8 protein-coding genes are annotated in these 12,920 nt (G+C 57.3%); 6 read left to right on the plus strand and 2 right to left on the minus strand.

Annotated features, from left to right (window positions below):
- The first annotated feature begins 308 nt into the window (after positions 1-308).
- A complete protein-coding gene (locus Pla100_RS28620; RefSeq protein ID WP_146582530.1) occupies positions 309-650 on the plus strand; it encodes a hypothetical protein in 342 nt (113 codons plus the stop codon).
- A gap of 111 nt (positions 651-761) precedes the next feature.
- Here the strand turns inward: Pla100_RS28620 and Pla100_RS28625 are convergent, their stop codons facing one another.
- Both Pla100_RS28625 and Pla100_RS28630 read right to left on the minus strand, forming a co-directional pair.
- Positions 762-2,237: a DUF1501 domain-containing protein gene (locus Pla100_RS28625; RefSeq protein ID WP_146582532.1), complete on the minus strand. Its 1,476-nt coding sequence runs from the start codon at positions 2,235-2,237 to the stop codon at positions 762-764.
- Positions 2,234-5,065 carry a PSD1 and planctomycete cytochrome C domain-containing protein gene (locus Pla100_RS28630; RefSeq protein WP_231603745.1) on the minus strand — a complete coding sequence of 944 codons (2,832 nt, stop codon included), beginning with the start codon at positions 5,063-5,065 and terminating at the stop codon, positions 2,234-2,236. The genes Pla100_RS28625 and Pla100_RS28630 overlap by 4 nt, the downstream gene beginning before the upstream one ends.
- Before the next feature lie 442 nt (positions 5,066-5,507).
- Between Pla100_RS28630 and pgl the strand changes: the two genes are divergently transcribed.
- The 5 genes from pgl to Pla100_RS28655 all read left to right on the plus strand — a co-directional run bounded on the left by pgl (position 5,508) and on the right by Pla100_RS28655 (position 12,912).
- Entirely contained in the window at positions 5,508-6,248 is a 741-nt protein-coding gene (gene pgl, locus Pla100_RS28635) for a 6-phosphogluconolactonase (protein WP_231603746.1), read from the plus strand.
- A gap of 166 nt (positions 6,249-6,414) precedes the next feature.
- Complete coding sequence (locus Pla100_RS28640; protein ID WP_146582536.1) at positions 6,415-8,853, plus strand: DUF1553 domain-containing protein; 2,439 nt, start codon at positions 6,415-6,417, stop codon at positions 8,851-8,853.
- Positions 8,854-8,870: 17 nt separating this feature from the next.
- Positions 8,871-10,292: a DUF1501 domain-containing protein gene (locus tag Pla100_RS28645; protein WP_231603747.1), complete on the plus strand. Its 1,422-nt coding sequence runs from the start codon at positions 8,871-8,873 to the stop codon at positions 10,290-10,292.
- A gap of 48 nt (positions 10,293-10,340) precedes the next feature.
- Positions 10,341-11,921, plus strand: coding sequence for an alkaline phosphatase D family protein (locus Pla100_RS28650; RefSeq protein WP_146582540.1), 1,581 nt, complete (start codon positions 10,341-10,343; stop codon positions 11,919-11,921).
- An 85-nt stretch (positions 11,922-12,006) separates the two neighbouring features.
- A complete protein-coding gene (locus Pla100_RS28655) occupies positions 12,007-12,912 on the plus strand; it encodes a protein-tyrosine phosphatase family protein (RefSeq protein ID WP_146582542.1) in 906 nt (301 codons plus the stop codon).
- The last annotated feature ends 8 nt before the right edge of the window (positions 12,913-12,920 follow it).

Below are 12,920 nucleotides of genomic sequence, written 5' to 3' on the forward strand. Positions count from 1 at the left end.
ATCTGCGAGCCGCCGTAATCAGCGACGGCAGCGAGCTTGCCGACCACTTTGCGGCTCGCCCAGGAACCCACTACACGCGACAATCCAAGAAAGATAGGCTGCCTGCGATGACCTAGTCACCGATTAGTGTGCCTGCACCCGGGGGCTTTTTGCGGGCCTTTCGGGCGTGTGACCAAACGTGTCCGGGGCCCTGCGATCTTAATTCACGTCAGCCGGCAGGAACCTCCCGATCCGACCGGCCGATTCGGTTTCCTGTCGGAGACCGCATGTGTTCCCAAATCGCAAACTTCACGGAAGAGGAGCCTCCCATGGCCAAGTTTTATGTTGAGTGTGGACGTCGTTGGGTGATTGTCGAAGCCATGGACGCCGAGGCCGCGGCGATGCACCTGATCGATACCGCCATGCGACCGCATTTGTGGATTTACGACGACGCGGGGCTGACCGATTCGGACCGCTACGGTCACTTGGCGGTCGAGGCGTTGTTGACGCTGGCACCGGAAATACGAGTCAGCGAACAGGGGCTCGGTCGCGACGACGCGATTCGCGTGGGCACCCCGGAGGTGTTGAGGTCGTGGCACCAAACCCTTGCCGGTTTGAACCGATTGTTGCGTTCGGCCGGTTTGCCGCCGAGATCGTTGGCGGGGAAGTAGCGGGCTGCCGGTTAACGGTTGGATAAATCGGTCGGATACAACCGATCTGACTGATCGGTCCGATCGTGAATGCCCCACCGTGCCGGGTCTCCGCTATCGCTGCGACCCAGCCTACGCCAAAATCTCGCTGATCACTCGAGCCGGTTGGACTCCGGTTAGTTTTTGATTGAGACCTTGGAACGGGATCGTCAATCGCGAGTGATCGATGCCGAGCAAATGCAACAACGTCGCGTGAAAATCGCGAAGTTGAACGGGGTCGGTCACGGCGTTGTACCCGACGTCGTCGGTTTCTCCGTAACTGAATCCCGGCTTGACGCCGCCGCCGGCCATCCACAGTGTGAACGCCGAGGGGTTGTGATCGCGGCCGACGAATTTCATTTCCGTGCCGCCCCGATTCTCTCGCATCGGCGTCCGGCCGAACTCACCGCTCCAGATCACCAGCGTGTCATCGAGCATTCCGTTTTGTTTCAAGTCCGCGAGCAACGCTGCCATCGGTTTGTCGACCTGTTCACACTTGTGCTTGAACCCGACATTGAGCGCTTCGCTTTCAGACGAACCGTGCGAATCCCATCCCCAATCATAGAGCTGGATGAAACGAACGCCCTGTTGGGCCAAGCGGCGTGCCAGCAAACAATTATTGGCAAACGATTCCTTGCCCGGTTCGGCACCGTACATCTCCAGGACGTCCGCCGGTTCGTCGACAATGTTCATGACCTCGGGTACCGCCGATTGCATCCGAAACGCCATCTCGTACTGCGCGATTCGAGTTAACGTCTCCGGGTCACCGAATTGTTCATGCGATTGACGGTTGAGCCGACTGAGTGAATCGAGCATTGCCCGTCGGGCGTCGCGCGTCGTCCCTTGCGGGTCGGAGATATTCAGTACCGGATCGCCTTTGGATCGGCACTGGATCCCTTGATACACCGACGGCAAAAATCCCGAACTCCACAAGGCCTTGCCGACTCGCGGTTGGCGACCACCGGACAACAGCACCATGAAACCAGGCAAGTCTTCATTTTCGCTGCCCAGCCCCCACGTCACCCACGAGCCGATCGACGGGTTTCCCATGCGGGTTTGGCCGGTGTGAACCATCAGCTGCGCCGGACCGTGGTTGAACTGGTCGGTCTGCATCGACTTGATGAAACAGACATCGTCGACGTGTTTCGCAAAATGCGGCAACCGATCCGAAACCCAGGCTCCCGATTCGCCGTGTTGGGCGAACGGGTATTGGGGGCCGAGCATCTTGGGCGTGCCTTGGATGAACGCGAACCGTTTGCCGTCGAGAAATGATTGCGGACAATCCTTGCCGTCGAGTTGTTTCAAGTCGGGTTTGTGGTCGAACAGTTCCAATTGGCTTGGCGCACCGATCATGTGCAGGAAGATCACTCGCTTGACCTTCGCCGGCATCGGCGGTGCGATCGGGCTGAGCGGATTGTCCGCTGAATGCTGGGGCAACGACGACGAATCCGCCGACGCTCGGCCTTGCATCGCTAGCCAAAGACCGCCGAGTCCGATCGTCGACTCTTGCAAGAAATGACGGCGGGTGGCGTGCTCGAGCGAGCGGAGTTGAAGTTCGTTTTGAATCATTTCGTCAATACCTCGTCTAAGTTCAGCAGTACCGAGGCGACCCCGGAAAGGCTTCCGATTTGAGTGTGCAGGGAGACCAACTCGTCGAGCTCCGCATCCGACGCGGCGCGGCAGGTCGCCATGCGAAAACCGTTGGCGAGCTGGTCGCGAGTCTCCGGTGCAGACGCTTGCATTCGATCGGCGAACGCGGTAGCGCACTCGACGAGGGTCGCGTCATTGAGCATCATCAGTGCCTGCAAGGGCGTGTTGGATCGCAACCGGCGCGGCGTACAGAGTTCCCTCGAAGGTGCGTCGAATGCCGCGAACATTGGGAACGGGATGCTGCGTTTGGTGTACGTGTAAATGGAACGTCGATAACGATCGCCGTCTTCTGTTGAAGGTGTGGACCATTTGTCACCGCCTTCGAACGGTTTCCAAACCCCGTCGGGGATCGGCGGGTGAACGGGCGGGCCGTGCATCGCGGGGCTGAGCAATCCCGACAACGCGAGTGCTTGATCGCGAACCGTTTCGGCATCGAGCCGGTGCTTGGGACCGCGAGCAAGCCAACGGTTGTTCGGATCAAGATCGGCCAAGTCTTCGCGATACGCCGAGGATTGCCGGTAGGTGCTCGACAACACCAGTTCGCGGATCAGTGATTTGAACTTCCAATCGTGTTCGTTTTCAAAACGCAGTGATAGGTAGTCCAGTAGCTCCGGATGTGTCGGCGGCTCGCCGGATGATCCGAAATCCTCTTCCGTCGCCACGATCCCGACACCAAATAGCTGAGCCCAGACACGATTAACGGCCACACGAGCGGTCAGCGGATTGGACTCGTCAACCAACCACTGCGCCAGAGCGAGCCGATCGGCCTTTCCGCTCGCGTCCAACGGCGGCAACGAGGCCGGCGTTCCCGGCGAGACCTCCTTATCTTTAGTAAGAAACAATCCACGGATGAATACATTGGTAGGGCGAGCCAAATGCGGTTCCCGTTCGGCCAAGACCGGTAAACTGGTCGAACGAATCTTCCCACGTTCCGACTTGAGTCTGGCAAGTTCCGCGCGGTCGGTGCGCAGTTTCGCATCCGCCTCCATTTCGGCCCAGCGATCATCGCCGGAAACCGAAAGATGACCGCGGCGGATGATCAATGGGAACGCGCCCAACGCGTTGATCCGATGCTTCAATCGGACGCGAATCGTCGAGCCCGGTTGCACAGCAACCGGCTCCTTCAAGACGAACGCGGCTTGGCGTGGGTAATGGATGCGGGTGTACGCGGAGAAGCCGCGGTTGGATTTGGCGTCGAGTGATCGTGCCGGATCGTCGAATGGATGCGGCTCGTCGGCGATCACGCGAGTAAACTCGAGTTCCTGTGGCTTTTCACTTCCGGGCACCATCATTTCCACCTGCCAGTGAGCCAACACGAATCCCCATTCCGAATCGGTTACTGCGGATTCGGGTTCGAGCGGCATGGCGGTCAAGCGGATCGCGGTCAAACGTTGGAAGTTCTCGGCAAGCGGAGCCTCTACGGTGATGTCCGTATTGCCGGAGACCGTGCCGACGGTGAAGAACTCGTCACGATCATCGTTTCGTTTAACGTCCACGCGGGTTTGATTATTAGTCGACGCTTCGATACCGAGCAGCGGTTGCCACAATTCGTTGTTATTCAGGGCGACGCTTTCACGCTGCCAGATCGATCGTTCCAACTCCTTGATCGATCGATCGAGTACCGTCGCCTTGTCGTAATCCTTGGGATCGATCGGAACCTGAAGGGTCGGCCATTCTTCACCGAGGTCACTATCGGACGTGTTGTTGAAGAACGCCGCGAATTGATAGTACTCATCATGCTCGAACGGATCGTACGGATGGCTGTGGCATTGCACGCATCCGAACGTCACGCCTTGCCAAGCTTGCCAGGTCGTGTTGACGCGATCGAGCACTGCCGCGATTCGAAACTCTTCGTCGTCGGTCCCGCCTTCTTCGTTCGTTTGGGTCATTCGATGCGCGGCCGTCGCGATCAAGTCTTCCATCGTCGCGTCGGGGCGCAAGTCACCAGCGATTTGAGCGATCGTGAACTCGTCGTACGGCAAGTCGCGATTGAACGCATCGATCACCCAATCGCGGTACTTCCACGCGTTACGACGTCCGTCCAAACCCAGACCTTTGGAATCGGCATAGCGAATTTGGTCCAACCACACACTCGCCCAGCGTTCGCCAAATCCGGAATGGCCGAGCAAGCGATCGACCTCCTGCTCGTAGGCCGCATCGCCTTCGGTTTCCACGGCGGACAAGAAGGCATCCAGGTCATCGGGCTGCGGCGGTAGGCCGGTCAGATCCAGCGACACGCGGCGGAGCCATCGCGATGGAGTCGCTTCGGGTGACGGTGCGATGGATCGGTCTTGCAGTTTAGCCAACACGAAATGATCCAGCGGATCGCGACACCAGTCGCTTTGAACAACATTGGGGATCGGCTGTGGCTTGGCTTTTTCGTACGCCCAGTGATTGCTCCACGGTGCGCCTTGTTCGATCCATCGACGCAACTTGCTGACTTCGTCTTGCGAAAGCCGCTTTCCATGATCCGGCGGCGGCATCATGGTATCCGGATCGTCCGAAATGACACGCTCGATTAAAACCGACGCGTCTGGATCCCCCGGTTCGACGATCCAGCCTTCGGGAGGCAGGACGCGATCCTTGTAAGCAAACGAAACATCGCCCGCCTGTTTCACGCCGCCATGGCAGGCCGTGCAGTGAGCATTGAAAATCGGACGGATGTGTTCGTTGAAATCGATCCGGTAGTCGCTGGAAATTTCATTAGCGGTCGCGAACGCGCCGAGCGGCACAACGGACGTGGTCATCAACCCGAACGGCGCGATGAGGCAAACAACTCGAAGGGAGGTCAAGCAATGCATGTCGTTGGCATGGGAGGTGGGCATGTTGGGTGGGGAGCGCAGTCAACGCAGCGGCGATCACGTCGCGATCATTCCACGTCGGACAGTCTACACGAGACCGTGTCCACCGTGACTGATTCTTTCAAAGGAGATAGCCGACTGAATCAAAATCTTTCAGGGAAATACGAGACGCGACTCTCGTGCCCTGGACGATCGACTTAACGATTAATGGGCCGATCCAACCGAGGGGCGACCATTTGACGCGGATTTCCTGGTTGCTGCTTAAATAGGATACGGCCACCGGGCTCCCCTTGTTTTTTACAATGGGTTGGGTTCGGATACTCTGACTGGTGCCCGGTCGTTGACCACGCCAAACCGTTTGACTTGATTCCACTCTTGGCCACCGCAGATGACCAATTCACCGCTGCACGTTTTCCCCTCCCTGGACGAGCTTTCGGTCGCGGTGGCGGATGCTTTTTGTCGATCCGCAGCCGAAGCGATTTCGCAACGTGGTACGTTTCGCGTCGCTCTGTCGGGCGGTTCGACACCCAAACGCCTATACGAACTTTTGGCCAAGCGTGAACTCGATTGGGACCATATCGAATGGTACTGGGGCGACGAACGCAATGTGCCTCACGATCACGACGAAAGCAATTTCCGGATGGTCAGCGAAGCGTTACTGGACCATTTCCCCTCGGCGCAGGCTAACGCGTTTTCGGTCCCCGTGGACACCAACGATCCCGTCCGATCGGCCGATCGGTACGAAGCCAAGCTAAAGGATGTTTTCCACGGACAAGCGTTCCCGCAGTGGGATTTGGCCTTATTGGGGATGGGTGACGACGCCCACACCGCGTCCCTATTCCCGGACACCGCCGCGATCAGCGAAAACGAACGTTGGTTTGTCGCCAACTATGTGCCGAAGTTCGAGGCATACCGTTACACCCTCACGGCACCGGCGATCAATTCGGCAAGGCAGCGTTGGTTTTTGATCGCCGGAGCGAACAAGCGGGACGCCTTAGCTCGGGTATGGCAATCCGACCCGAACCGCACCGAAGCGGATCAGCTCGTTGCCGCTCAGGTCGAGCGGTATCCATCTCAATTGATCCAATCACCAACTTGGTTTGTGACTCAAGACGCGATGCCAGGATAATGGCTTTTCTGGTGATCGTTGGTCGCCTAAGAAGTTGTCCGACGGTAAATGAAAAGAGTCACAGGAGAAGAAATGCCGCTTTAAAAAGGGAGGCATGCAATTGAATGGACGTGTATGATCGAAGGACAAGAAATCACCAGTCTCGTTCCCGGGCTTGTTTGTCGAAATGTCACGCGTTCTCCCTCATCCAACCGCACTTTTAGGTGCATTTCTGATTTTCCACTGGTCGGTCGTTGCGGCGGAGCATGACCCCAGACCGGGGGTTTCGTTCGATCGCGATATTCGTCCGTTGCTCTCGTCTCGTTGTTTCGCGTGTCATGGTCCTGATGCGGAAACACGTGAAGCCGGATTGCGTTTGGACGTCGCGACCGGCGACGAAGCGGCGATCGGTTTTGCGATCCAGCCCGGTTCGGTCGAAGACAGCGAATTATGGAACCGGATCACGTCGGATGATGATTCGATGTTGATGCCGCCGCCGGAATCACATCTCAAGCCGCTTTCGGCCAAAGAGCAAGAATTGATCCGGATCTGGATCGAATCCGGTGCGGAGTATGATGCGTTTTGGGCGTTCGAACCGCCGACCAAATCGGCTCCGCCTGAAGTCCAGGATCCGGCTTGGAGCAACCACCCGATCGACTCGCATGTGAAGAAGAAGCTTGAGTCAATCGGAAGACGTCCCTCCGTGGACGCGGATCCGAGAACATTGATTCGCCGCTTGACGTTGGACCTTACCGGACTTCCGCCGACGCGAGACGAAGTTGGTTCGTTCATCGAGGCATATGCGATGGCACCTGAACAAGTCTGGCTAGAAACGATCGACACATTGATGGCTCGTCCTCAATTCGGTGAACATCTCGCCCGCCATTGGCTCGATCTGGTTCGATTCGCCGATACCAATGGGATGCACAAAGACTTTTACCGAAACAACGTCGCGTATCGTGATTGGGTGATCAACGCATTCAACAATAACCTTTCTTATGACGAGTTCGTGCGTTATCAATTGGCGGGTGATCTTTACCCCGAACCCACTACCGATCAACTGGTGGCGTCGGGTTTCAACCGTCTGCACCTGATCATCGACCGTGGAACGGCATTGCCGGAGGAAAGTTTTACGAAGAACGTCATCGACCGCGTGACGGCGGTGGGGACGGCCTTCATGGGGCTGACCGTTCACTGCGCCCAGTGCCACGATCACAAGTTCGACCCTATCACTCAGAAAGACTTCTATTCTCTCTACGCGTTCTTCAACAACATCGACGCCGCTCCGGAAACCAGTGCCGGCCCGAAGTACGGTATCCAAGAACCTTTCATTCGTTTAGGCACACCGGAACAATACGAGCAACTCGCTCGGCTCAACGAGCAGATCGCCGACGTGCAGAAGCAAACCGTTGAACCCGCAGCCGATGGTGCGGTCTCGGTTGAGGCGATCGAGCAAGCGAAGGCCCAGCGGGAGCAACAACTCAAGACGCTCCAGGGCGAGCTCGCCAAGCTCGAAGACGCCATTCCCCGGGCGATGGTGATGAAAGAACGTGAAGAGGTTCGTGAAACGTTCATCCTGCTGCGTGGCCAGTATGATCAACCAGGGGAACGCGTCGAGCGAGGGACACCGGCGTTCCTGCCACCGCTGGAGAAAACCGGTGAGGTCGCGACGCGATTGGATTTGGCGAACTGGTTGGTCGATTCGCGGCATCCGCTCACCGCTCGGGTGGCCGTCAATCGGTTCTGGCAACTCTTCTTTGGTGTGGGACTGAGTAAAACGGCCGAGGACTTGGGCAACCAAGGAGAGGTCCCCAGCCACCCCGAACTGCTAGACGATCTGGCCGTCACGTTCATGGAGTCGGGTTGGGACACCAAGGCGTTGATCAAGCAGATCGTCAGTTCGCGAACCTATCGTCAAGCTTCTCACGCAAGCCCGGAGACGTTTCAAGAAGACCCCGGCAATCGCTTGCTCGCTCGTGGACCGCGATATCGTTTGGATGCCGAGGTGATCCGAGACCAGATTCTCGCAACGAGCGGCTTGTTGTCACCGAAGATGCTTGGCCCCAGCGTCAAGCCGCCTCAACCACCAGGGCTCTGGAAAGCCGTCTCGATGATCGGCGAGACCTTCAAGCCTGACCAGGGCGATGCGATCTATCGCCGCAGCGTTTACACGTTTTGGAAACGGGCGATGCCACCGCCGCAAATGACCATTCTCAACGCGCCGATCCGCGATGCATGTATCGCCCGACGCGAACGCACCAACACGCCGACTCAAGCTTTGCTACTGCTCAACGAATCGCAGTATTTGCAAGCTGCTCGACGGCTGGCCGAAAAAACACTAACACAGTCACCGGACCAGCGGATCGACTACATCTGGGAAACCGTCACTGCGAAATTGCCCGACGCCCAAGAGCGATCTGTTTTGGAATCCTTGCTCACTGACTTGAAACGATCCTATACCGAATCGCCACAACTCGCCGACGCCCTTTGCCAAGGCGTCCAGATCGACTCGCAAGCTGGCAACTCCCAAGTGGGCAGTACCCAAGCCGCGCGAGCCGAATTGGCGGCTTGGACGATCGTCGGCAACACGTTGTACAACCTTGATATCACCAAGACAAAGGACTAGCGATGGATCCCATCGAAATGCTTGCTAACCGACGGCGTTTCCTGACCAATGCGGGCATGGGGCTGGGCACGGCCGCGTTGGCTTCGCTCGTCGGCGCGGCCAACCGCACTTCAATACCGAGCCTACCGGCCGGTTGTGATTTTGCTCCCAAAGCCAAACGTGTGATCTTTCTGTTCATGGCCGGTGCGCCCAGCCAAGTCGATCTGTTCGACTATAAACCGGAATTGGAAAAACAGTTCAAAAAAGAACTTCCCGCTTCGGTCAGCAACGGTCAGCGCGTGACCGCCATGACAAAGGGAAAAGAACAACTCATTGCACCGAGTAAGTTCAAGTTCGAACGCAAGGGTGAGAGCGGTTTGTGGATGAGCGAACTGTTGCCGCATTTATCGAGCCAGGTCGACAAACTGTGTTTCGTCGATTCGATGAACACCGATGCGATCAACCACGACCCCGGCAAGACGTCCTTTTGTACCGGTTCGGAGATCCCGGGCAAACCGAGCATGGGCGCGTGGCTCAGCTATGGACTCGGAACGCTCAACAAAGACCTTCCCGATTACGTGGTGATGCCGTCGGCTTATTGGAGCGGCAAGGTGAACGTGCAAGCGCTCTATTCCCGATTGTGGGGCAGCGGCTTTTTGCCGTCAAAGCATCAAGGGACCAGCTTCCAAACGACCGGCGATCCGGTCTTGTTTCTGTCCAATCCGGCCGGAGTGGACCCGGGCATTCGACGCCGCATGCTCGATTCACTTGGTGAACTGAACCAAAAACACTTCACCGAAATCGGGGACCCTGAGATCCAGACGACGATCGCGCAACAGGAGATGGCGTTTCGAATGCAAACGTCGGTTCCCGAATTGACCGATATTTCTGACGAGACCCCCGAAACGCTTGCGATGTATGGCCCGGAGGTTAACAACCTGGGGTCGTATGCCCGGAACTGCTTGCTCGCCCGACGCATGGCCGAACGCGACGTCCGCTTCATTCAACTGTTTCATCGCGGTTGGGATCACCACACGCGGTTACCCGAGAACCTTGAGGGGCAATGCCGCGACGTCGACCAACCGACAACGGCGCTACTAACTGATTTGGAGCAACGCGGATTACTCGACGACACGCTCGTCGTTTTCGCCGGGGAGTTCGGGCGAACGGTCTATTGCCAAGGCACCCTGACCCACGACAACTACGGACGCGACCACCACCCACGATGCTTCACCGCGTTCCTCGCCGGAGGCGGAATCAAGGGCGGGATGCGTTATGGTGAAACGGACGAATTCAGCTACAATGTTGTCGCCGACCCGGTTCACGTCCGCGACCTGCACGCCACGATGTTGCATCTTTTAGGGGTCGATCACAAGAAGCTCACTTTCCCTTTTCAAGGCCTCGAACAAAAACTCACCGGCGTCGAACCGAGTCGCGTGGTCAAGGAAATCATCGCCTAGGGCTTCGTGTGGTTCTTGCCCGCCGGTTTTTTGAAGGAACCCGATTCCATGGCGTTTTCTCTACCGGTTAGTGACTACCAAAACGGCTTCAACCGACGCCGTTTCATGCACTTTGCGTCCGGGCTGTCGGCCTACGCGATGTCCGTTTCCGCGGCAACGGCCAATGAACCTTTCCGGTCGCAAGACGATCCCTTTTTACTCGGCGTGGCATCAGGTGATCCGGATCATCAAAGCGTTGTGCTGTGGACTCGACTGGCAACGTCGCCACTCGAACCAGGCGGAGGCATTCCACCACGGTTCATCGACGTGCAATGGGAGGTCGCCGATGATGTGTGGTTCTCGAAAACGATTGCCAGCGGTACCCACACGGCGACTCCGCAACTCGCCCATTCGGTGCATGTCGAGGTCGATGGTTTAGAACCAGATCGTTGGTACTTCTATCGCTTCCGCGCTGGAAATGCGGTCAGTCCCGTCGGACGAACACGAACCATGCCTGCCCCGCATACGCTGCCTGACCGCTGTCGTTTTGCGGTGACCTCGTGCCAGAACTACGAGCAAGGTTGGTTCACCGCCTACGCGCAGATGGCCCGTGACGAAGTCGATCTGGTGTTTCACCTAGGTGACTACATCTATGAGTATGAGGCGGGCCGAAACGGTAAAGTACGCACGCATATCGGAAACGAGATTCAATCGTTAGACGATTACCGGATTCGTCATTCCCAATATCGACTCGATCCACTGCTCAATGCGATGCACGCGGCCGCCCCATGGATCGTGACTTGGGACGACCACGAATTCGATAACAACTGCGCCGGCGAGATTTCGGAAGAAGCGGGTGTCGATCCTGTGGCGTATCTTGCTCGGCGGGCGAATGCCTACCAAGCCTACTACGAGATGATGCCGATCCGATCGACGTGCATGCCTCGTGGTGCAGACATGCGCTTGTATCGCCAATCCAAGTTCGGTCGGCTGGTCGATTTTCAAGTCCTCGACACACGTCAATACCGCACCGATCAGCCCAACGACGACCGGCGATCATCGTTGAACGACGAGGCGCTGGCTCAAACCCAATCGATGCTCGGACGGGAACAACGCGGTTGGTTGTACCGAAATTTGTTGCGTTCGCAGGCGACGTGGAACGTATTGGCTCAGCAGGTGATGATGGGAATGGTCAATCGCATCGGCGATGTCGAGCATCCCGAATATTCGATGGATCAATGGCCGGGCTATTCGTTCGAGCGGATGGAGTTGATGCGGTTCATGCGAGACCGAAGCATTAGCAATCCGGTCGTGCTCACCGGCGACATTCATTGCAACTTCGCAAACGAATTGCGTGTCGACGACCGCCAAGCCGACGAATCGCCGGTAGCGACTGAGTTCGTAGCCACTTCGCTGAGCAGTGGTGGCAATGGTGTCGACGCCCCCGAGAACATGGATCAATTGCTCAGTGCCAATCCCTGTGTCAAGTTCCACAATTTGCAGCGAGGTTACATCCTTTGCGACGTCACTCCGAATGATTGGCAAGCGGATTATCGCGTCGTCGACCAAGTCACCCAACCCGGCGGAACGACCACCTCACGGGCCAAGTTGGTCGTCGAATCCGGCAGCCCCTCGATTCATGATGCATAGGCAGTTGCAAAAAAACATTCACGTTTTTTCACCGGGATCAGGCTATCGTCGATGTGGGCTCGTTTGCATCGCTTGGATCGTGTGTTTGGCAACATCGAACGTCACCGGGCAAGAGAATGATCCGTTTCCCCTGCGACTCGCGGCGGCACATCTGCCCAATCCGGTGCAAGTTCATGTTAATGTCATCTCCGGCGGGCTTCCCGAAGGCGACGAGGCGTTCGAGGAACTCACGCGGCTTGGAGTGAAGACGATCATCAGCGTCGATGGAATGAAGCCCGACGTGGAGACGGCCAAAAAGTATGGGCTTCGCTATGTTCATCTGCCCCACGGCTATGACGGCGTGCCGCAGTCGCGTGTCATGGAACTCGCCAAAGCGGTTCGATCCCTCGATGGTCCGGTTTACATTCATTGTCATCACGGAAAACATCGCAGTCCCGCAGCGGCGAGCGTTGCGTGCGTCGCGGCGGGACTCGTTGAGCCGAAAGACGCGATCAAGATTTTGGAACTTGCCGGCACGAACAAGCACTACGTCGGATTGTTCCGATCGGCTCAGCGGACACGCCCGATCGCGGAAACGGAACTCGATTCGTTCGAGCCAAACTTTCCTGAAGTCGCGGCAGTTCCTCCGATGGCCGATGCGATGGTTGCGTTGGGCCATACGCACGAACACATCAACCTTATCGCGAAGTCCGGTTGGCGGGCACCGCCCCAACACCCCGACCTCGATCCGCCTCATGAGGCCCTGTTACTGCGAGAGCATTTCACCGAGATGTTGCGGACTCCGGAGGTGGAACATGAGCCCGCAGAATTCAAACGGATGCTGCGTGATTCGGAATCGGCGGCCCGCGAACTCGAGACGCTGCTTTCGAACTGGCATGCGAACGGAAAATATGTTTCCTTACCGGAAAGCATCCCCTTGCATGCCAGACGAATCACCGACAATTGCAAAGCGTGCCATGAGCGATTTCGAGACGCACCTCGAGAAGAGTAGGACTCAAG

It is taken from the genome of Neorhodopirellula pilleata, assembly GCF_007859915.1.
GTDB classification, from domain to species: domain Bacteria; phylum Planctomycetota; class Planctomycetia; order Pirellulales; family Pirellulaceae; genus Rhodopirellula; species Rhodopirellula pilleata.

What these genes read in the sequence shown, in the direction of transcription:
- Pla100_RS28630 (WP_231603745.1), bottom strand. Translation starts at nt 5,065, where the DNA reads ATGACCACGTCCGTTGTGCCGCTCGGCGCGTTCGCGACCGCTAATGAA.
- Pla100_RS28650 (WP_146582540.1), top strand. Translation starts at nt 10,341, where the DNA reads ATGGCGTTTTCTCTACCGGTTAGTGACTACCAAAACGGCTTCAACCGA.
- Pla100_RS28645 (WP_231603747.1), top strand. Translation starts at nt 8,871, where the DNA reads ATGCTTGCTAACCGACGGCGTTTCCTGACCAATGCGGGCATGGGGCTG.
- Pla100_RS28620 (WP_146582530.1), top strand. Translation starts at nt 309, where the DNA reads ATGGCCAAGTTTTATGTTGAGTGTGGACGTCGTTGGGTGATTGTCGAA.
- Pla100_RS28625 (WP_146582532.1), bottom strand. Translation starts at nt 2,237, where the DNA reads ATGATTCAAAACGAACTTCAACTCCGCTCGCTCGAGCACGCCACCCGC.
- pgl (WP_231603746.1), top strand. Translation starts at nt 5,508, where the DNA reads ATGACCAATTCACCGCTGCACGTTTTCCCCTCCCTGGACGAGCTTTCG.
- Pla100_RS28640 (WP_146582536.1), top strand. Translation starts at nt 6,415, where the DNA reads ATGTCACGCGTTCTCCCTCATCCAACCGCACTTTTAGGTGCATTTCTG.